Raw genomic sequence first — 19,950 nt, 5'->3', positions numbered from 1 at the left:
GGCGGGGCCTTCTGCGTTGTAGGTGCCGACATCCGACGGGGCCGGAACAGGGGGGATCCAGAGTTTCCCGCCGGATATCGACATAGAACTGCATGTGACGCGTTCTGTCGCYTTTGTCACTTTGCGACCGAAGCCGTCACCACCTGACTAGATTGAACCGGGTGGGTGGTGAAAATCAAGACGGCTCAGGGCTCAACTGTGCGCTGGTGCAAATTGTTCATGTTCCGCCACGGCGAACCATTCGACCGCTGGGCTGGGCGCGGGGCCTGCTGGGCCGGGCGCGACTGCGGCGGCGGCGAGGGACGCTGCTGCTGTTGCGGGCGGCCGACCGAATCCATGTTCCGCCACGGCGAGCCGCCGTTGTACGACGGACGCGGGCGATCCGGACGCACCGGCGGATTTCCGCCGTTGCCCGGGCGCGGCGGCGGCCGGTGGTTGTGCGGCGGGCGATAGTTCGGGTACGGACGGTAGTTGGGATAGCCGTAGCCGTAGCCACCGCCATACCCGCCGCCGTAATAGCCGCCACCGTAGTAGCCACTCCCGTAACCGTAGGACGGATAGCCGTACGGGTAGCGATACTCCACCGACGGCGCGCCGTGGTAGTAGCCGCTGCCGCCACCGCCACCGCCACCGCCGACATAGTCGTAGGTGGCGCAGCCGGACAGGGCCAAGAGCAGGCCACCGGCGAAGATCAGGCGCATTTTCATGATGGGGTCCCCCCGAGGGTATGGAGCCAGCTTCGGCCCGGCGCATTGAATCGGCCCTTAACTCAGCCCCGATCCGATGAATGATTGCCATGTTGGCACGCGCGACCGGCGCGATGCGAACCGTGGGCATACGTTAATCTTGCGTCATGAGCGATTCACCCTTGCCCTGTGTCGACGACCTCCTGGCGGCCGCCGCACGCATTGCCCCGTATGCCAGCGTGACCCCGGTACTGCAGTCGCACGTGCTCGACGGGCTGGGGGGCGCGTCGCTGGCGTTCAAGGCCGAGCACCTGCAGCGCGGCGGCGCCTTCAAGTTCCGCGGCGCCTGCAATGCGGTGTGGTCGCTGGAGCCGGAGCAGGCCGCGCGCGGGGTGGTCACCCATTCCTCCGGCAACCATGGCGCCGCGCTGGCGCTGGCCGCGCGTACCCGGGGCATTGCCTGCAACGTGGTGGTGCCCGAGGGGGCAGTGGCCACCAAGCTGGCCAACATCGCCCGGCAGGGCGCTACGGTGTGGCGTTGTGCGGCCAGCATCGAGGCGCGCGAAGCCATGTGCGCCGAGGTGAAGGCCCGGACCGGCGCCAGCCTGGTGCATCCCTATGCCGACCCCCGGGTAATGGCCGGCCAGGGCACGGCAGCGCTGGAACTGCTGCGCAGCCACGGCCCGTTCGACGTGCTGGTGGTGCCGGTCGGCGGTGGTGGTCTGGCCGCCGGCACGCGCCTGGCGCTGCAGGCGGTCGCACCGAACACCCGTCTGGTGCTGGCCGAACCGGAGGGCGCGGCCGACACCGCGCGCTCGCTGGCCGCCGGCGAACGCCGCATCGACTTCACCCCGGCAACCGTCTGCGATGGCCTGCGCACCACCCTCGGCGCGCCCAACTTCGCCCTGCTGCATGGGGCGGCCGAGGTCATCACGGTGCCCGACGCGGCCACCCTGGCGGCGATGCGGCTGCTCTGGCAGGTGCTCAAGCAGGTGGTTGAACCGTCCTCGGCGATCGTGCTGGCCGCGATCCTGTCCGACCCGGCGCGGTTTGCCGGGCAGCGGGTCGGGCTGGTGCTGTCTGGCGGCAATGTCGACCTGGACGCACTGCCCTGGGGGCGCGCATGAGCGGGCACGCGCGGGTGGGCCTGCTCGGCTGGCTGTGGCGGCTGTGCGTCGTGCTGTTCGCCTGGCTGCTCGGGGTGACCGCGTGGATCGTGTGGGTGGGCGAGCGCGACCAGGCCGCCAAGGCCGATGCGATCATCGTGCTGGGCGCGGCGGCCTACGATGCCAAGCCGTCACCGGTGTTCGAAGAGCGCATTCGCCATGGGCTGGACCTGTACGAGCAGGGGTATGCGCCGCTGCTGATCTTCACCGGTGGCTACGGCGGCACCGGGGCGCGCTTTTCCGAATCGCAGGTGGCACGGCGCTACGCGCTCAAGCAGGGCGTGCCGGACAAGGCGATCCTGATCGAGACCGCCTCGCGTACCACCCGGCAGAACCTGATCGAGGCACGCCGGCTCATGGAGCAGCGCAACCTGCACCGGGTGATCATCGTCAGCGATCCGCTGCACATGGCGCGCGCGCTGCGCCTGGCCCGTGAGCTGGGCATCGACGCGCTCTCCTCTTCGACCCCGAGCACCCGCTTCCGCAGCTTCCACACCAGCTGGAAGTTCCTGGTGCAGGAGATCTACTTCTTCCACCGCGACATGTTCCCGGCGTAGAGCCGACCGTTGGTCGGCTGGACCGCTTCCACCAGACATGTTCCCGTCGTAGAGCCGACCGTTGGTCGGCTGGACCACCGACCCGCCACACGGGCAGCCGACCATACGMGTGGCCGACCACACGGCAGCCGACCAACGGTCGGCTCTACGATCAATCGTTCTGCGCCGGATCGGGATCGCCGATTCCACACCAGCTCGAAGTTCCCGGTGCAGGAGATCTACKTCTTCCACCGCGACATGTTCCCGTCGTAGAGCCGACCGTTGGTCGGCTGGACCACCGACCCGCCACACGCGTAGCCGACCATACGAGTGGCCGACCACACGGCAGCCGMCCAACGGTCGGCTCTACGATCAATCGTTCTGCGCCGGATCGGGATCGCCGATTCCATACCAGCTCGAAGTTCCCGGTGCAGGAGATCTACGTCTTCCTCCACGACATGTTCCCGTCGTAGAGCCGACCGTTGGTCGGCTGGACCGCCGACCCGCCATACCGGCAGCCGACCACACCGGCAGCCGACCAACGGTCGGCTCCACGCGATCAGCGCGGTCGGCTCAGGGCGTTCTGCGCCGGATCGGGATGGCCGACACCGGCACGCTGGCCACGTCCTGGCCGCGCTCGCGGATCGGGGCGCCGGCCTCGGGTGCCCAGGCATGGGCGTAGATCACTTCCCAGCTGCTGGGCAGCTTGCCGTCGTCGCGGCGCAGCGGCTCGTAGGCCGCGCGTGCGGCGGCAAAGCGTCCGCGTCCAGTCAGTGTGTGCCGGCGATCCTGGCGGGCGTTGGTGGCGCCAATGGCCTGCAGCTCGCGCATCAGTGCGGTCAGGTCGTCGTAGGTGAGGGTGAACAGATCGCGGTCCAGCACCGGATCGCGGAAGCCGGACATCATCAGCGCATCGCCGAACTGCGCGATCGGGGCGAAGCGACTGACATGCGGCACCGCGTCGGCCTGGGCGAAGGCCTCGCGCAGTTCGACCAGCGTGTCCGGGCCGAAGGTGGAACACAGCAGCAGGCCGCCGGGCTTGAGCGCGCGGCGGAAGCCGGCGAACACCGCCGGCAGGTCGTCCACCCACTGCAGGCACAGGTTGCTGTAGATCACATCCACGCTCTGGTCCAGCAGCGGCAGTGCCTGTGCATCGGCGCAGACACGCGAGAACGGTCTCCACCAGCCGGCCTGCTTCTTCGCTTCGCGCAGCATCGGCTCGGCCAGATCGAGGGCGATCACCTGCGCCTTGGGCCAGCGCTTCTTCATCGCCGCGCTGGCATGGCCGGTGCCGCTGCCAATATCCAGCACCACCTGCGGTTGCCGGTCTTCCAGATAGTCCAGCGATTCGAGCAGGCGCTTTTCGACCTCGCGCTGCAACGCGGCGGCGGCATCGTAGCTGTGGGCGGCGCGCGAGAACGCGCGGCGGACGTGGCGGGGATCGAAGCTGGACGTCATGGAAGGCTCACTGCGGAAAACACGATGGCGAAGGTCAGAACGTGCCGGGGTAGGCGCCGCCGTCGATCAGCAGGTTCTGCCCGGTGATGTAGCCGGCGTGCGCGCTGCACAGGAACGCGCAGGCCGCGCCGAACTCATCGGCGGTGCCGAAACGGCCGGCCGGAATGGGGGTGCGCTTGCGCTCGGCCAGCTGGCCGGCATCGATGCCCTGCTGCTGGGCGAGATAGGCGAAGTTGCCGCGCAGGCGATCGGTATCGAACTGGCCCGGCAGCAGGTTGTTGAGGGTGACGTTGTGGGCCACGGTCTTGCGCGCCAGCCCGGCGACGAAGCCGGTCAGCCCCGAGCGTGCGCCGTTGGACAGGCCGAGGATGTCGATGGGGGCCTTCACCGACGAGGAGGTGATGTTGACCACCCGCCCGAAGCCGCGCTCGATCATGCCATCGACGGTGGCGCGGATCAGTTCGATGGGGGCCAGCATGTTGGCATCCAGCGCGGCGATCCAGTCCTCGCGGGTGAACTGGCGGAAGTCGCCGGCCGGTGGGCCACCAGCGTTGTTGACCAGGATGTCTACCTGCGGGCACGCCGCCAGCGCGGCCTGCCGGCCTTCGTCGGTGGTGATGTCGGCGACCACGCCGATGACCTGGCGCGCGCCCGGCAGCGCCTGCAGCTCGCGTACGGCGCGGTCCAGCGCGTCTTCACCGCGCGCGGCGATCACCACGTTGACGCCTTCGCGCACCAGCGCACGTGCGCAGCCCAGGCCGAGGCCTTTGCTGGCGGCGCAGACCAAGGCCCAGCGCCCGGCGATTCCAAGGTCCATGGGTCAATCCTGTGGTGGGAGACGGGCGTACATGATCGGCGATGCGTAGCGGCAAGGTCAGGGCAGGGCGGCAACGAAGTGTTGCAGCTGCGCGGCAACCTCATCGCTATGGCCCAGGAACGGGGCGTGGCCACCGTGGGCGACCACGTGCGCCTGCGCCGCCGGGGCCAGTGCGGCCGCCGCCTGCATGGCCTTGGCCGAGACCAGCCGGTCGCGCTGGCCGGCCAGCCACAGGCTGGGCTTGCCCAGGCCGGGCAGGGCGCCGCGCAGATCGGTGGTTTCCAGTAGCCGCAATCCTTCCTGCAACGCGCGTGGGGCCGGCTCGCCGCGCGCGACGAGCAGGTCGCGCAGGGTGCGCAGTTCCTGGCGGGCGTGTTCGGAGCCCATCGCATCCAGCGCCAGGAAGCGTTCCAGTGTGCCGCGGTAGTCCGTGGCCAGGTCCTGGCCGAACTGTTCGAACACCGCCGGCTCGACCGCGTGCGGCCAATCGTCGGCGCACACGAAGCGCGGGGTCGCGGCGATCATCGCCAGCGCGCGCACCTGCGGCAGCGTGGCGGCAGCGTGCAGCGCGAACAGGCCGCCCAGCGACCAGCCGCACCACACCGCCGGCGGCGTGGCCGCGGCAATCGCATTGACCACGTAAGGCAACCGCAGCGGGGTGGGGTCGTCGTGGCTGTGGCCGTGGCCAGGCAGGTCGACCAGGTGCAGCTGATGCTGCGCGGCCAGGCGCTCGACCAGTGGTGCGAACACGCCGCCGTGCAACGCCCAGCCATGGATGAGGACCAGCGCCGGCCCGTGCCCGAGCACCTCGATATGCAGGCTCACAGCGACCGGCTCACGCGCTCAGTGCATCCAGCGACTGCTGCCGCAGCACGGTATCGCGTGCATGCCCGATCGCATCGGTGAGCGCGCGTACCTGGGCCGGGGTGTGCAGCGCGGACAGCGTCACCCGCAGCCGCGCCTTGCCTTCGGGCACGGTCGGCGGGCGGATCGCGCTGACCAGGAAGCCGGAGGCTTCCAGTGCCGCCGACAACGCCATCACCGTCGATTCGCTGCCGCACAGCAGCGGCTGGATCGGCGTGTCCGACGGCATCAGTTCCAGGCCGTGCTGGCGTGCACCGGCGCGGAACACACCGACCAGCTCGGCCAGCTTTTCGCGGCGCCAGTCATCGCGCCGGGCCAGCTTCACCGCCGCCAGCGACGCGGCGGCCTGGGCCGGCGACACCGCCGTGGTGTAGATGTAGGGACGTGCGGTTTCGGCCAGGTGCTGGATCAGCGCTGCATCGCCCAGCACTACCGCACCGCTGCCGCCGAGCGCCTTGCCCAGCGTGGCCAGCTGCAAGGGCACATCGGCCACGCCCAGGCCGGCATCGGCCACGCAGCCGCGGCCGTGCTCGCCGACCACGCCGATACCGTGCGCGTCGTCCACGTACAGCAGCGCTTCCTGCATGCGCGCCACCAGCGACAGCGAACGCAGCGGGGCGATGTCGCCATCCATGCTGAAGACGCCATCGGTGACCAGCATCGCCGCGCCGTCCGGCGCGTGCTTCAACTGGCGCAGCGCGCCTTCGGTATCCAGGTGCGGGTAGCGGCGCAGACGGCAACCGGCCAGGCGCGCGGCATCCAGCAGGCTGGCGTGGTTGAGCCGGTCCTGCACGCACACATCGTCTTCTTCGCTGAGCAGGGCCTGCTGCACCGCCAGGTTGGCGGCAAAGCCGCTGCCGAACAGCAGCGCGCGCGGATAACCGAGCCAGTCGGCCATTTCCTGTTCGAGCGCTTCATGCAGGGCATGGTGGCCGCAGATCAGGTGCGAGGCGGTGGCGCCGGCACCTTCGCGCGCGGCCGCGTCCTGCAGCGCGCTGACCACGCCGAACTGTTGCGACAGCCCCAGATAATCATTGCTGCAGAAGCCGGTCAGCCATTGGCCATTGATCTCCAGCCGCACACCGTCGCGACGGGTCACCGTGCGGCGCACGCGGATGCGCCCCTGCGCGTCGCGGAGCTTGCGCTGGGCCTGGATGCGGTCGTGCAGGTCGGGGCGGGCCATGGTCGTCGGCTGGCATGGATGGGCGGTTAGCGTACCCGGTTGACGGGCCCGGCGCTGCCCCGGCAGGGCCGGCCGGGCGCCGCCCTCAGGCGGCCTGCTCGCAGCCACCCTTGCAGCGGCCTGCCTCGGCCGTGATGTCGGCGTGGACCGTGCCCGGGTGGTCGTGGTCGGCCGCGTCCACCTGGACCGCCATCGGGCGCAGGCCCAGCCGTTCGAACAGGGCCAGGTCGCGCGCGGTGTCCGGGTTGCCGGTGGTGAGCAGCTTTTCGCCATGGAAGATCGAGTTGGCCCCGGCAAGGAAGCACAGCGCCTGCAGCTCATCGCTCATCGCTTCGCGCCCGGCCGACAGCCGCACCATCGAGCGCGGCATGACGATGCGCGCCACCGCGATCATCCGCACGAACTCGAACGGGTCCAGTTCGGCGATGCCGTGCAGGGGCGTGCCGGCGACCTGCACCAGCCGATTGATCGGTACCGAATCGGGATGCGCGGGCAGCGTGGCCAGCGCCAGCAGCAGGCCCGCGCGCTGCTCACGGGTTTCACCCATGCCGACGATGCCGCCGCAGCAGGTCTTCAGCCCGGCATCGCGCACGTGCGCCAGGGTATCCAGGCGGTCCTGGTACTGGCGGGTGTGGATGATCGCGTCGTAGTAGTCCGGCGCGGTGTCCAGGTTGTGGTTGTAGTAATCCAGCCCGGCCTCGCGCAGGGCCACGGCCTGGTCGCCGCTGAGCATGCCCAGGGTGGCGCAGGTCTCCAGCCCCAGCGCCTTCACCTCGCGGATCATCGCCGCCACCTTGGGCACATCGCGATCCTTGGGCGAGCGCCAGGCCGCGCCCATGCAGAACCGCGACGCACCGGCGGCCTTGGCCTGGCGTGCCTTGGCGACCACCGCCTCGGTGTCCATCAGCTTCTGCGCCGCCACCCCGGTGCTGTAGCGCTGGGCCTGGGGGCAATACGCGCAGTCCTCCGGGCAGCCGCCGGTCTTGACCGACAGCAGGGTGGAAACCTGCACTTCCGCCGCATCGAAGTGCTCGCGGTGGATGCCGGCGGCGCGGTGCAGCAGGTCCGGGAACGGCAGTGCGAACAGCGCCAGCAGTTCGTCGCGGTGCCAGTCGTGGCGGAGGGCAGCAGCCATGGGGTGTCCTGACGGAGAGAGGCGAAAGGGCGGCAGTCTGGTGAGTGCAGTCGAAGCTGTCAACCTTGAGGATCAAGTATAGGTTTACAGTGAAACGGTTTGCTCGAGCGGATCAATGTTGAATAAATCCAACACAAACCCCGCGAATGTTGGATTTATGGATCATGGGTGTCTGGCTACGACCCGATGCCGTATGAAATGTAAGATAAAAATGACACCAGCCGCCAAAGTGATGGTTTAATTACGCATGGCCAAGCGAACGCCACCGGTAAGACCAGGAGATGCCAAGCGCATCGCCGCGCTCGGCGAGCGCCTGCGTACCGCGCGGCTCGCGCGTCGCATGAGCCAGGCAAACCTCGCCGAGCGCGTCGGTGTGGATCGCACCACCATAGGCAAGCTGGAAGCCGGCGATGCCGGCACCAGCCTGTCCACCGTCCTGCGCGTGCTTTCCGCGTTAGGCCTGGAGCGGGACATCGAGCGCATTGCAGCGGACGACGCGCTGGGTGCACAGCTGGCTGCAAGCAGCCTGAAACGACCGCCACCGCGCCGCGTGCCCGCCGCAACCGGCCGGGCATCGAGCCCGCAAGGTACGACGCCCGCCACGCTGCAGGTCCGGGAGCCAAGGGGTGCTGAAACGCACCCCACCTATTCGACCGATCACACCGGGCCATCGCAGGACGCAACCGGCGACCGATACACGTTGGTTGCAGGCCATCGCGCGCCGCGTCTGGATGCTCCGGCTGCAACGCCGACGCGGCGTCGATCCCGCGCACCCGGTAGCCGCTGAACATGGCCGGCCGGGAGCAGATCGACCGGGAAGTCTGGTTCGACGCACCGGAACTCTGCCCACCGGTGCAGGTGGGATGGATCAGCCGGCACGCCGGTCGCACCGGCGACACCGTCGCCTTCACCTACGCCGATGTCTGGCTGCGTGGCGCCATGGGCATCGCTCCTTTCGCACTCGATCCCGGCCTGCCGCTGGTGGAAGGCCACCAGTTCGCCCGCACAGGCGCCGGCGAGGTGACCGCCGCGTTCCAGGACTGCTCGCCCGATCGATGGGGGCGGCTGCTGATGGATCGGCGCGAGGCAGTACGCGCCAATCGCGATGGAGTGCCTCGCAGATCCCTGCGGTCGTGGGACTACCTGATGGGAGTGGATGACACCACCCGCATGGGGGCGCTGCGTCTGCGTGATCCGGACACGCAGACGTGGATCACTTCGGACAGCCCGGCCGCACCGCCGGTCACCGACCTGCGCCGATTGGAAAGCATCGCGGGAAAGGTGGAGTCCGGTGCCAGACTCACCCGCGACGAGGAGACGCGCTGGCTGATCCAGCTCGTCGCACCTGGCGCATCACTGGGCGGGGCCCGCCCCAAGGCAGGGTATCGAGATTCCGACGGTGCGCTGTGGTTGGCGAAGTTTCCCGGCAACGAAGATCGCCATGACGTCGGGCTCTGGGAATACATCACCTACCGCCTCGCCACGGAAGCCGGCGTGCGGATGCCGCCGGCCGCCCTGCTGTCGCTTTCCGCGCGCGGGCACACGTTCGCCGTCCAGCGCTTTGATCGTAGTCCTGAGGGGCGGCGTCACTACGCGTCGGCGTTCACCCTGCTCGACGCGACGCACGGCGAAGGCCACAGCTACCTGGATCTGGCCCAGGTGATCGAAAACGTCGGCACGCAGCGGGGCATCGCAGACGATCTTGACCAGCTTTTCCGCAGGGCCCTGTTCAACGTGCTGGTCGGCAACCGCGATGACCACCTGCGTAACCATGGCTTCCTGCGGACCCGGACGGGCTGGTCGCTTTCCCCCGCGTTCGATGTGAACCCGAATACGGCCAGCGACACGCACGTGCTGGCGCTGGACGATGCCGATCCCACGCCAACGACCGCGCATGTTCTGGCGACGGCTGCGTATTACCAGCTGACGCCGGCCGATGCGGCTGTCATTGAACGGCAGGTGCGGCACGCGGTGCGCAAATGGCAGGCAGTTGCCAAGGCACAAGGTGCCAAATGTGCCGAGATGGAGTTGATGGCCTCGGTGATCGACGCCGACCGATAAGGCACCTGCAAGGCGAAACGCCGACGCGCTCGAAGGGAACGCACTGACAGACATTCGCCGACCGAGGCGGCAGCCTTGTCGCACTCCACGCGCTGCGGTGACACCTTGCCTCTTCACTGGTTCGATTCTCTGGCGTGGCTGTCCCGACAGGCCCTGCCGCTGCGCTGCCTGGTCTGTGACGAAGCCGGGGCCGACGGGCGCGACCTGTGCCTGGCCTGCCATGCCGCATTGCCATGGAATGAGCACGCCTGCCCGCTGTGCGCGCTGCCACTGCCAGCCGACGAACCTGCCGAGCGCTGCGGCAGCTGCCAGCACGATCCACCACGCCAATCCGCCGCCGCTGCGGTGTTCCTGTATGCCGCGCCCGTTGACCAGTTGCTGATCCGCTTCAAGTTCCATCAGGATCTGGCGGCGGGACGGCTGCTTTCCCAGCTCATGCTGCAGCGAGTGCCCGCGTTCGCGACCGGTCCGCTGGCGCCGGTGCCACTGCACTGGCGGCGCCTGCGTTCGCGCGGCTACGACCAGGCCCTGGAGCTGACACGCCCGTTGGCGCGCGCGCTGCGACAGCCTCTGTGGTGCGGGCTGCACCGGGATCGGCTCACTGCCGCGCAATCTGACCTGGATGCCGATGCGCGACGTCGCAACCTGCGCGATGCGTTTGCAGTGACCTCGCCGCCACCGTCACGGCTGACCCTTGTCGATGACGTAATGACCACCGGCGCCACGCTCGACGCGGCGGCGCACGCGGTGGAGCGAGCCGGACTGCCCGATGCCGCCCTGTGGGTGTGCGCGCGGGTGCCGTAAGCGACCGCTCTATACTTGGCCGCTGTCATAGGGAAAGCGCACCCGATGGATCCGTTCGCCACGTTCGACTTTGATGATTTCTGGGACGACTGCGAGTACGCCCTGCAGAACTACCAGGAGCCGCCGCCCGGCGATGCAGTGATCGCCGAACTCCAGGCCGAACTGGGCTACCGCATCCCCGACGCATACGTCGCCCTCGCGCGGCGCCACAATGGCGGCCTGCTGCAGCGCAGCTGCCATCCGATGGATGAGGCCACCAGTTGGGCCGAAGACCACATCCAGGTCTGCGGCCTGTACGCGCTGGGGCGGCAGAAGCCCTACTCGCTGGGGGGCGAATTCGGTTCGCGTTTCATGCAGGAGCAGTGGGGCTACCCGGACATCGGCATCGTCTTCGCCGACTGCCCCAGCGCCGGCCACGACGTGATCATGCTGGATTACCGCCACTGCGGGCCGCAGGGCGAGCCGCAGGTGGTGCATGTGGACCAGGAGGCGGACTACGCGATCACGGTGGTCGCCCCGGACTTTGCCGCGTTCATCCGCGGGCTGGTGGACGAGGAGGCCTTCGATGACGCCGCCGAAACGCTGGAGATCGATCTGGTCACGGTGGATCGGGGCACCTTGTCACCGATCGTGCGCCGCGCGCTGGATGCATCGGTGGCCGTGCGTCCGCACGGCGAGCGCCACCTGCGCGCGCTGGCTAGGAAGATCACCGAAGAGAAGGGCTTCTTCGCCCTGCACGCCGACGCAGACTCGCACCGCATGTACGACTGGATGTTCTGGCTGTATTCGCAGTTGGCTACGGCCAGGTCGTTCACGCAGTTCCTCAAACTCCCGGCCGAGCAGAATGACTACGCAACGCCGTGCTACGAACTCATGCTGCCCTTCGACCTCGTCGCGGCGCCGTTCGGCTTCAAGACCGGTGGCTTCGCGCCCGGGTTCGTCGAGGACTGGTGGAACGCGCGGGTGGCCGACGGTGCCATCGTGCCGGTGGACGGCGGCTATCGTTTCAGTGCCGAGGCCGAGCAGCGGCTGCTGGCGGAGGCGGCTACCGCGACGGGCTGATGGACACGCGGTGATCGAGCCTCTCATCGCCCGGCGCCGGATGGACCACTGACCCCTGCACGGCGCTGGCGATGAACACCCCCTTGTCCCCTGTGTTGTCCCTGATCGGCCGCAGCTGGTGGGTACTGCTGCTGTACGGCATCGTGGCCGTGGTGTTCGGCCTGATCGCCATCGCCCGGCCGCTGGCGGCCGCCACCGCGCTGGCCTGGGCGATCGGTGTGATGGCACTGGTGTGGATCGGTGTGGGCAGTCTTATCTACGGTGTGCTGCAGATTGTGGTGGGCTGGCGGCTTCGCCGGCTGCGTTGAGTCGCCCGAGCGGTGATACTGCTCCCAGATCCGAGTGGAGGTGGATGTATGCGCGCTGTTGTGCTGACTGGACTGATCCTGGCTGGATGTGTCGCCCTGACCGGTTGCCCGCGGAAGGAGATGACCTCCCCTGTTGCGGATGTCGCCGGTGTTGCACCGCTGCCCCAGGCCCGCATTTTGATGCGCGAAGTGGACGAACAGCGCGCCGCCGGCTCCACCCACCTGAAGAATCGCGACGGCACCCCGCTTGCGCTGCTGGAGCCGCCTTTCGTTCTCACCGCCGACGTAGCGTCGGTGGCGCTGGGGATGGATTCCACCGGCCAGCCGGTACTCAACCTGCAGATGACCGAGGCCGCCGCGCCACGCATCCTGGCGGCCACCGAGGCGCGGGTCGGCCGCCGTGTGGCCTTTACCGTGGGCGACCGGGTGCTGACGGTCGCCACCATCCGGGGGCCCTTCGGCAAGGCGATGCAGGTCGCCGGGCTGGAAGATGCCACCGACGCGCAGCGGATATTCACCGAGATCACCGGCAAAGCGCACTAGCCGAACACAGCCTGCGAGGGCCGGTGGCTTGACCACCGGCGCGTTTCATCAACGGAACGTAGCCTCGATCTGCTCCAGCGTCTTCCCCTTGGTTTCCGGCAGCCAGAAGGCGGCGATCAGGAAGTACAGCAACGTGCAGCCGGCCCAGAAGAAGAACATGCTGGCATAGCCGTGGTGGCCGACCGTGGGCAGGAAGATCGCCGCGATCACGGTGGACACGAACTGGTTGATCAGCAGCGCGATGCTCATCCCGTTGGAGCGGATCCGGGTGGGCATCAGTTCGGACAGCGCCAGCCACACGCACACGCCGGGACCGACGGCGAAGAAGGCCACGAACAGCAGGATGCAGCCGGCCACCAGCCAGCCGTGGGTGGGCGAGGGGACCGGGCCGATCATGGCGCGCTCGATCACCAGCGGCGCCTGCGCGGCATGGGCCGGGTCCGGGAACGGGTTGAGGTGCAGCGTGCGGAAGAACGCGCCGATCACGCTGTCAGCCGAGACCGCATCCTCACGGCGGATCTCCAGCGCGGCATCGATGGGATTGTCGCTGCGCAACGAACGCACGTTGCTGAAACCGCCGTACGCATAGGACACCGTCAACTGCTGCGGCCCCATGCCGGCATGGCCATCCAGCCGCTGCCACTGCGCGGCGTCCAGCGGCAACGACAAGCTGCTGCCGGCCACCTGCTGCTGCAGCTGCGCATGCACGTCCACGCGGCCGTGCTCGCTCTTCACGAACAACAGCGCGGCCGCCAGCAGCGCCACGGTGATGCCGCCGCTGCCCAACATCAGCAGGAACTTGCGGCCCTTGCGGTCCACCAGCACCAGCGCCACCACCGTCATGATCGCGTTGAGCAGCTTGATCGCCACGTCCGCGCCATTGGCCACCGAGCCGGGCAGGCCGGCCTGGTTGAGAATGTTGACCGCGTAGGCCAGCACCGAGTTGATGCCGGTGGCCTGGGTGAAGGCCAGCACCAGGCAGGCCAGCACGAACGGCCACACATAGCGCCGGCTCAGCAGCGGATCGCGCGTGCCGTTGCGGCCGGCCTGCACGTCGTCCGGAGCCTGCATGCGCTGCAGGGTCGGCTCCACCTCGGCAGYGGCGACCGTGCGCTGCAGGGCAACGCGTGCCTTGTCGATGCGCCCACGGCGGACCAGCCAGCGCGGTGATTCGCTGATGAGCAGCACGCCGGCGGTGAACACCAGGCCGGGCAGCAGGCAACTCCAGAAGATCGTGCGCCAGGCGTGGTCCTTGACCACGAACAGCAGCCGTTGCTGCTCGGCGGCGGGCAGCTGGCGCACCGCGTCGGTCGCCGCGTCCACGGTATGCGCGTGGTACAGACCGATCAAGGCGGCCAGTACCAGCCCGATGGTCAGCAGCAGCTGGAACATCGCCGCGCCGCGGCCACGCCGCTCGGGGCTGAGCACTTCGGCCAGGTACAGCGGCACCACCACACCGATCAGGCCGCCGCTTACACCCTGCAGCAGGCGCCCCATCAACAGCGCGGCGTAGCCATCGGACAGTGCCATGACCGGAATGCTGGCGGTGAACAGCACGCCGGCCACCAGCATCGCCCCACGGCGGCCGATCAGGTCGGCGACCATGCCGGCGAACAACGAGGACAGCACGCTGCCCAGCAGCACCGCAGCGACCACGAAGCCCAGCTGCTGGCTGGTGAGGTGCCAGCTCGCGGTCGCGGTCGCTTCCAGGTAGGGCAGGGCGCCGGCGATGATGCCGATGTCGATGCCGTAGAGCAGGCCGCCCATGCCGCCGATGAACAACAGATAGCGTACCGGCCAGCGCGGCGCGTCGGCGTGGGCATGCATGGGCGTAGCGGCGGAAACCTGATTCATCGAGCCGGTCCTGTCTGCAACTGCATGCGCCGCATCGGCGCGGGATTCAACGCTTAATCGAGTGCGATGTCGTCGCCTTCCACCACCACCCCGCGCACCTGCAGGTCGCGGTCGAGCACGACCAGGTCGGCCCAGGCGCCGAGCGCGAGGCGACCGCGATCGGCGATGCCCAGGTAATCGGCGGGGTAGCGCGACAGCCGGTTGCTGGCATCGGCGATATCCAACCCCAACGACACCAGGTTGCGCAGTGCCTGGTCCATGGTCAGCGCGCTGCCGGCCAGCGAGCCGGTCGACAGGCGCACGCAGCCCAGGCACTTGTGCACGCGCYGCACGCCCAGCGCGTACTCGCCATCGGGCATGCCGGTGGCGGCGGTGGCATCGGTGACGCAGTAGAGCTTTGGGATCGCGCGCAGCGCGGTGCGGATGGCGCCGGGGTGCACGTGCTGCAGATCGGGAATCAGCTCGGCGTACTCGGCATGGGCGAGCGCGGCGGTGGCGATGCCCGGGTGGTAGTGGTCCACGCCGGTCATGCCGTTGAACAGATGGGTGAAGCCCGACGCGCCGGCCTGCAGTGCGGCCACGCCGTCGGCGTAGCTGCCGGCGCTGTGGCCGAGCTGCACGCGGATGCCCAGGGCGCTCAGCGCGGGAATCAGCGCCAGGTGCTGGCCGATCTCCGGGGCGAGCGTCAGTACCTTGATCGGGGCGATGGCATGCAGGCGGCGCACGTCGTCCAGCGTGGCTTCCACCACCAGCGGGGGCTGCGCGCCCAGGCGCTGGGCGCTGATGAAGGGGCCTTCCAGATGCACGCCCAGCATGCGCGCCGTCCCGGGCGCGCGCGTTGCGATCACCGCGGCCAGGCCCGCCAGCGCCTGCACGATGTCATCCTCGTGCGCGGTCATGGTGGTGCCCAGCAGTGCGGTGGTGCCGTGGCGCGCATGCGTTCGGGCGACGGTGCGCCCCGCCTCGCCACCCTGCATGATGTCCACGCCGGCCGCGCCATGCACGTGCAGGTCGATGAAGCCGGGCAGGATCAGCGGTACCTCGTGGTCATCGCGCCGGTCTTCGTGCGCGGTGTCGATGGCGGTGATGCGCTGGTCGAAATGGATGTCGCCGCGCATCCAACCGGTAGCGGTGAGCAGGCGGCCATGCAGGGAGCGGGTCTGGGTCAAGGCGGGGACTCGGCGATGATCACTTCGATGCCCAGCCGCTGCAGTCCTTCCAGGTACTCGGCGTCGATGCTGGCGTCGGTGATGACGGTATGGACCTGGTCCAGCTGTGCGATACGGTGCAGGCTGACCCGGCCGAACTTGGAGGCATCGGTCAGCACCACGATGCGGCGCGCGCGCTCGACCATGCGGTGGTTGAGGCTGGCTTCGGCCTCGTGGTGGGTGGTGAGACCGAACTGCAGGTCCAGGCCATCCACGCCCAGGAACAGGGTGTCGAAGCTGTAGGTGTTGAGGCTGGCCTCGGCCTGGCTGCCCTGCAGCGACAGCGACTGCTTGCGCAGCAGTCCACCGGTGAGCAGCAGCTCAACCCCCGGTGCGTTGGCCAGCTCCCAGGCGATGTTCAGGCCGTTGGTCATCACCGTCACGTCGCGGTGCGCGCGCAGGTGGCGGGCCAGGGTCATCGTGGTGGAGCCGGAGTCGATGATGATGTTGTCGCCTGCCTTGACCAGCCCAGCCGCGTGCGCGCCGATGCTGTCCTTGACCGGCAGGTTCAGCGTGTCCTTCTCGTGGATGTCCTGCTCCGGCAGCGGCGTGCGCACCAGCGTGGCGCCGCCGTGGGTGCGGGTGGCCATGCCCTGCGACTCGATGTGGGTCAGGTCGGCGCGGATGGTCACCGCCGACACGCCAAAGCGCTCGACGAGATCGCTGACCTGCACGTTGCCGTGGTCGACCAGCAACTGCAGGATCTGTTGGCGGCGCTGCCGTGTGTTGCGCATGGGGACGATTCCGTTCAGAAGGAAAGCCAAAGCTTACCGTTCCGAAAGCTCCGTGGCCCGGGAAGTTTCGTTATCGGCAGCTGCCCGGTTGCGATTGCAGGCGCGGGCGTACTCGGCAAGGCGCTCGGCCACCTTGTGCTGGATCAGCGCGCGGGGCTCGGCCTGCAGCTCGCCGCGTTCGATGGCCAGCTGCTGGGTGGGCAGGAACTGACTGAGCAGGATCTGCGGCGGCGCGTGTTCGGTCAGGTTGGCCAGCAGGGTGTCCAGTGCTGCCTGCACCGGCGCTTCACCCCAGTAATAGCGGCTGCGGTCACTGAGTGCGTACGCGCGCAGCAGGCGCAGTTGGTCTTCATCGCCCTGGTAATAGCTGCGCCAGCTGCCTGGCATGTCGACCATGCAGCGGTCCAGCACCTCGATCAGGTTCGAGCACTGCGCGGCGGGCAGCAGTTCGCGCTCGATCATCGCCAGTGCGAACACCGCCTCGCGGAAGGCATAGGTCGCCGCCGGGCCCACCTTGAGGATGGCGAAGTGATCGCGCACCAGCGCATGCAGGCCAGCTTCGGTCTGGTAATCGGTGGAGTGTGCCTCGAACACGATGCGCGGCTGCTGCTCGACAAACGCCGACAGTTCGGCCGCGGCGGCCGGGTCGTAGTAGTGCACGCTGCTGTGGTCGAAATCCACACCCGGCTGCACCACCATCGCGATCACCCGCTCCCACGCTGGCAGCAGGTCCGGCGCGGCGAACGCCTCGCGGTGGATCGCCAGCGTGGTCGCCGCGGCGGCGGGCGTGGTGACCTGCAGGCCACCGGCCAGTGAGGCCTCGCCACCGGGGATCGGCACCTCGGTCCCGATCACATACACCGGCGGCGGCAGGCCGTGCTCGGCAGCGGTCCGCTCGGCGATGCGCGCCAGCTCGGCCGAGCGCGCCGCGACGGTCGCGTCCGGCAGCGGCACCGGGTCATCGGCGCAGGACATGCTGCAGTCCAGGTGGATCTTGTGGAAGCCGGCGGCCACGTAGGCGGCGATCAGCACGCGCGCATTGGCCATGGCCGCCTCGGCCGGACCCTTCTGCCAGGCGTTGGGGCCGAGGTGATCGCCGCCCAGCACCAATCGCTCGGCCGGGAAGCCGGCGTCGCGTGCCAGCTGCAGCACGTAGTCGCGGTACTGCGGCGGGGTCATGCCGGTATAGCCGCCGAACTGGTCGACCTGGTTGGAGGTCGCCTCGATCAGCAGCAGGGTGTCGTAGCGCCGGGCCACCTGCATCGCCGCCAGCAGCACCTGTGCGTTGCTGCAGCACACGCTGTACAGCCCGACGGGGTGGCCTTGGCGATGGGCGGCGATCAGCGATTGGATGGCAGACATGGCAACTCCAGTAACAACGGAAGATCAGTGGGCCCGGTGGTGCTGCCGCGCGAGCAGGGCGGCGCCGCGTGCGCCACCGGCATCGCCGAAGGCCGGCGGCAGGATCGGGGGCACGCGCACCCCCTGGAACAGGTACGGAGCGATCGCCGCTGGCAGGTCGCGGTAGAGCTGCTCCAGCTTGGACAGCCCGCCGCCGAGCACGATCACGTGTGGATCGACGGCCAGGATGAGGTTGGCGAAGCTGTAACCGAGCAGATCGCGGTGGACCGCCAGCGCCTGCGCCGCGATGGGATCGCCGGCGGCGGCCAGGGCCACCACGGTCGTGGCGTCCATCGCCTCGCCGCCGCGGCCTTCGTAAATCAACGTCAGCCCATTGCCGGAGACATACCGCTCCAGGCAGCCGCGCAAGCCGCAGGCGCAGGCCAGCACCGGCAAGGCATGGCGCTGCAGGAGGGTGGCCGGAATGCTCCAGTGCCCCCACTCGCCGGCAATGCCGTTGGCACCGGCGACCAGGCGCCCACCCACGCAGAAGCCGCCACCGGCACCGGTGCCGAGGATCGCGCCGAACATGCTCGCGTAGCCCGCACCCGCGCCGCCGTGTGCCTCGCTCAACGCGAAGCACTGCAGGTCGTTGCCGAACTGCAGCGGGCGTTGCAGCAACGCCTGCAGGTCATCACCGACCAGGCGCCCGGTCAGCACCGGTACGTTGGCGCTCAGTTGGCGGCCGCTGACGCGGTCGCGCACGCCGGGCAGGCCGATGCCGATGGCAATGCCTGCACCGCCCAATGCCGCGTCCGCGCCGTGCACCAGACCGGCGATGGCCTGCAGGAACGCGTCGTAGTCCTGGGTCGGCGTGCCCACCCGCTGCCGATGCAGCTCGCGCAGGTCGCCGTCGTAGGCGACCAGTTCGATCTTGGTGCCACCCACATCGAGGCCGTACCAACACTGCATGGGCGTTGCCTGCTCAGCCATGGGGATGGATGGTCACGCCCTGGACGACCCGGTTGACGGTGCCGTCGGGGAAGGGATTGTCCGGCGTGATGCCGAGCGCGGCCGAGCGCTGCAGGGCATAGCACTGCGGCACCAGCAGCCACAGCGGCGCCAGCCACGGGTCGGCCAGCGCGGGCGCATCCAGGACGAAGTCGCCCTCGACGCGGTCGGCGCCGTCGGGGCCCACCGAGATCACCTTGGCGGCGATGCGGTCGCGGCGCAGTTCGTCCAGCAGGTCCTGCTCGTAGCGGCGCGACAGCGGCTGCGCGCTGCGCAGCATCACCACCAGGGTGTCGCCATCGAGCGTGGACTTGGGACCATGACGGAAGCCGAGCGGCGTGTTGGCCAGCGCCAGGACGCGGCCGCCGGTGAGTTCGAGGACCTTCAGCGCTGCCTCGCGTGCCAGCGCTTCCAGCGGGCCGCTGCCCAGGTAGATCACCCGCGAATACGCCGCTTGCGCCAGTGTACCCACGCCGGTATCCCAGGCGCCCAGCGCCTGCTCACCGTGCGTGGCAAGCGTGCGCAGACGCTGCAGGCGCTGCGGCCACGGCGCGGTGTCGAACACACTCAGCGCGGCGAGCAGCATGCAGCTCAGGCTGCTGGTCATGGCGAACGCACGGTCGCAGCTGGCCGCCGGCATCAGCAGCGACAGCGTGTCGCTGCGGCCCTGGCCACGCCGGGCCAGTTCGCCGTCGGGGTTGCAGGTGATATCCAGGAAGCGCGCCTCATCCACCATCGCACGCACCAGCTCCACCACGGCAACGCTTTCCGGGCTGGAGCCGCTGCGGCCGAAGGACACCAGCAGGGTCGGGCGGTCGCGGCGCAGGTACAGCGCCGGGTGGGTCAGCAGGCTGGTGGTGTGCAGGGCGCGCACTTCGGCCGGCCACTGCGCGTTGATCTGGTCGGCCACCATCTCGGCGATGAAGCCCGAGCTGCCGGCGCCGGTGAAGATGACCAGTTGGCCCGGCTGGCGCAGGGCCTGGCCGAGGAAGGTATCGATCTTCGCCTGCGCGCTGTCCAGGCTGTCGGCCAGCGCCGTCCACATGCGCGGCTGCTGGGCGATTTCTTCGGCGGTATAGGCGCCGCCGAGGCGCTGCCACGCGGGCAAATCAGTGAGCAGAGAAGCGTCCATTCGCAATTCCTGTTGGGCGACCGCACCTTCTGTGTTTTCTTTCGAAA

At 69.0% G+C, this 19,950-nt stretch carries 20 protein-coding genes; 8 read left to right on the top strand and 12 right to left on the bottom strand.

What is annotated here, in order from left to right:
- Positions 1–185: 185 nt before the first annotated feature.
- Positions 186–707: a hypothetical protein gene (locus AC1DQP_RS00625; protein ID WP_478050939.1), complete on the bottom strand. Its 522-nt coding sequence runs from the start codon at positions 705–707 to the stop codon at positions 186–188.
- 146 nt (positions 708–853) lie between these two features.
- On the opposite strand from AC1DQP_RS00625, the gene AC1DQP_RS00620 reads away from it, so the two are divergent.
- Together AC1DQP_RS00620 and AC1DQP_RS00615 are read left to right on the top strand one after the other, a co-directional pair.
- The gene (locus AC1DQP_RS00620; RefSeq protein WP_457318015.1) at positions 854–1,813 is read left to right on the top strand and encodes a pyridoxal-phosphate dependent enzyme; all 960 of its coding nucleotides are present in this window, start codon (positions 854–856) and stop codon (positions 1,811–1,813) included.
- The gene (locus AC1DQP_RS00615) at positions 1,810–2,409 is read left to right on the top strand and encodes a YdcF family protein (RefSeq protein WP_457318016.1); all 600 of its coding nucleotides are present in this window, start codon (positions 1,810–1,812) and stop codon (positions 2,407–2,409) included. Before AC1DQP_RS00620 ends, AC1DQP_RS00615 begins: the two co-directional genes overlap by 4 nt.
- 552 nt (positions 2,410–2,961) lie before the next feature.
- On the opposite strand, the gene bioC is transcribed toward AC1DQP_RS00615, so the two are convergent.
- From bioC to bioB, 5 genes are all read right to left on the bottom strand, one after another.
- Positions 2,962–3,846, bottom strand: a complete 885-nt coding sequence (bioC, locus tag AC1DQP_RS00610; protein ID WP_478050938.1) for a malonyl-ACP O-methyltransferase BioC — start codon at positions 3,844–3,846, stop codon at positions 2,962–2,964.
- Between the two features lie 34 nt (positions 3,847–3,880).
- Positions 3,881–4,663 carry an SDR family oxidoreductase gene (locus AC1DQP_RS00605; RefSeq protein ID WP_478050937.1) on the bottom strand — a complete coding sequence of 261 codons (783 nt, stop codon included), beginning with the start codon at positions 4,661–4,663 and terminating at the stop codon, positions 3,881–3,883.
- 57 nt (positions 4,664–4,720) lie between these two features.
- Positions 4,721–5,482: a pimeloyl-ACP methyl ester esterase BioH gene (gene bioH, locus AC1DQP_RS00600; protein WP_457319593.1), complete on the bottom strand. Its 762-nt coding sequence runs from the start codon at positions 5,480–5,482 to the stop codon at positions 4,721–4,723.
- Positions 5,483–5,498: 16 nt separating this feature from the next.
- Positions 5,499–6,710 (bottom strand): 8-amino-7-oxononanoate synthase, encoded by a 1,212-nt coding sequence (gene bioF, locus AC1DQP_RS00595; protein ID WP_457319591.1) that lies wholly within the window; start codon positions 6,708–6,710, stop codon positions 5,499–5,501.
- Positions 6,711–6,795: 85 nt separating this feature from the next.
- Complete coding sequence (gene bioB / locus AC1DQP_RS00590; RefSeq protein WP_256774803.1) at positions 6,796–7,845, bottom strand: biotin synthase BioB; 1,050 nt, start codon at positions 7,843–7,845, stop codon at positions 6,796–6,798.
- A gap of 247 nt (positions 7,846–8,092) precedes the next feature.
- On the opposite strand from bioB, the gene AC1DQP_RS00585 reads away from it, so the two are divergent.
- From AC1DQP_RS00585 to AC1DQP_RS00560, 6 genes are all read left to right on the top strand, one after another.
- Positions 8,093–8,632: a helix-turn-helix transcriptional regulator gene (locus AC1DQP_RS00585; RefSeq protein ID WP_457319590.1), complete on the top strand. Its 540-nt coding sequence runs from the start codon at positions 8,093–8,095 to the stop codon at positions 8,630–8,632.
- A gap of 2 nt (positions 8,633–8,634) precedes the next feature.
- A complete protein-coding gene (locus AC1DQP_RS00580; RefSeq protein WP_457319589.1) occupies positions 8,635–9,906 on the top strand; it encodes a type II toxin-antitoxin system HipA family toxin in 1,272 nt (423 codons plus the stop codon).
- Positions 9,907–9,981: 75 nt separating this feature from the next.
- Positions 9,982–10,710: a ComF family protein gene (locus AC1DQP_RS00575; RefSeq protein WP_457319588.1), complete on the top strand. Its 729-nt coding sequence runs from the start codon at positions 9,982–9,984 to the stop codon at positions 10,708–10,710.
- A 45-nt stretch (positions 10,711–10,755) separates the two neighbouring features.
- Entirely contained in the window at positions 10,756–11,772 is a 1,017-nt protein-coding gene (locus AC1DQP_RS00570; RefSeq protein WP_478050936.1) for an SMI1/KNR4 family protein, read from the top strand.
- 71 nt (positions 11,773–11,843) lie between these two features.
- Positions 11,844–12,080 carry a hypothetical protein gene (locus tag AC1DQP_RS00565; protein WP_457318439.1) on the top strand — a complete coding sequence of 79 codons (237 nt, stop codon included), beginning with the start codon at positions 11,844–11,846 and terminating at the stop codon, positions 12,078–12,080.
- 120 nt (positions 12,081–12,200) lie between these two features.
- The gene (locus AC1DQP_RS00560; RefSeq protein ID WP_256774798.1) at positions 12,201–12,623 is read left to right on the top strand and encodes a SecDF P1 head subdomain-containing protein; all 423 of its coding nucleotides are present in this window, start codon (positions 12,201–12,203) and stop codon (positions 12,621–12,623) included.
- Positions 12,624–12,671: 48 nt separating this feature from the next.
- On the opposite strand, the gene AC1DQP_RS00555 is transcribed toward AC1DQP_RS00560, so the two are convergent.
- Genes AC1DQP_RS00555 through AC1DQP_RS00530 form a run of 6 tightly spaced genes read right to left on the bottom strand, consistent with a single transcriptional unit; the run spans position 12,672 to position 19,903 of the window.
- Positions 12,672–14,477, bottom strand: coding sequence for an MFS transporter (locus tag AC1DQP_RS00555; protein WP_478050935.1), 1,806 nt, complete (start codon positions 14,475–14,477; stop codon positions 12,672–12,674).
- A gap of 53 nt (positions 14,478–14,530) precedes the next feature.
- On the bottom strand, positions 14,531–15,646 hold the full coding sequence (nagA, locus tag AC1DQP_RS00550) for an N-acetylglucosamine-6-phosphate deacetylase (protein ID WP_478050934.1): 1,116 nt from the start codon (positions 15,644–15,646) through the stop codon (positions 14,531–14,533).
- Positions 15,643–16,419 (bottom strand): DeoR family transcriptional regulator, encoded by a 777-nt coding sequence (locus AC1DQP_RS00545; RefSeq protein WP_256774795.1) that lies wholly within the window; start codon positions 16,417–16,419, stop codon positions 15,643–15,645. The genes nagA and AC1DQP_RS00545 overlap by 4 nt, the downstream gene beginning before the upstream one ends.
- A 33-nt stretch (positions 16,420–16,452) precedes the next feature.
- The gene (locus AC1DQP_RS00540) at positions 16,453–17,781 is read right to left on the bottom strand and encodes a D-tagatose-bisphosphate aldolase, class II, non-catalytic subunit (protein WP_457318442.1); all 1,329 of its coding nucleotides are present in this window, start codon (positions 17,779–17,781) and stop codon (positions 16,453–16,455) included.
- Positions 17,782–17,805: 24 nt separating this feature from the next.
- Positions 17,806–18,732, bottom strand: coding sequence for an ROK family protein (locus AC1DQP_RS00535; RefSeq protein WP_457318443.1), 927 nt, complete (start codon positions 18,730–18,732; stop codon positions 17,806–17,808).
- Positions 18,733–18,745: 13 nt separating this feature from the next.
- Positions 18,746–19,903: an SIS domain-containing protein gene (locus tag AC1DQP_RS00530; RefSeq protein ID WP_457318444.1), complete on the bottom strand. Its 1,158-nt coding sequence runs from the start codon at positions 19,901–19,903 to the stop codon at positions 18,746–18,748.
- Between the last annotated feature and the right edge of the window lie 47 nt (positions 19,904–19,950).

The organism is Stenotrophomonas sp. P5_A8, from assembly GCF_056400545.1.
This window is presented reverse-complemented; position numbering and strand designations above follow the sequence as displayed.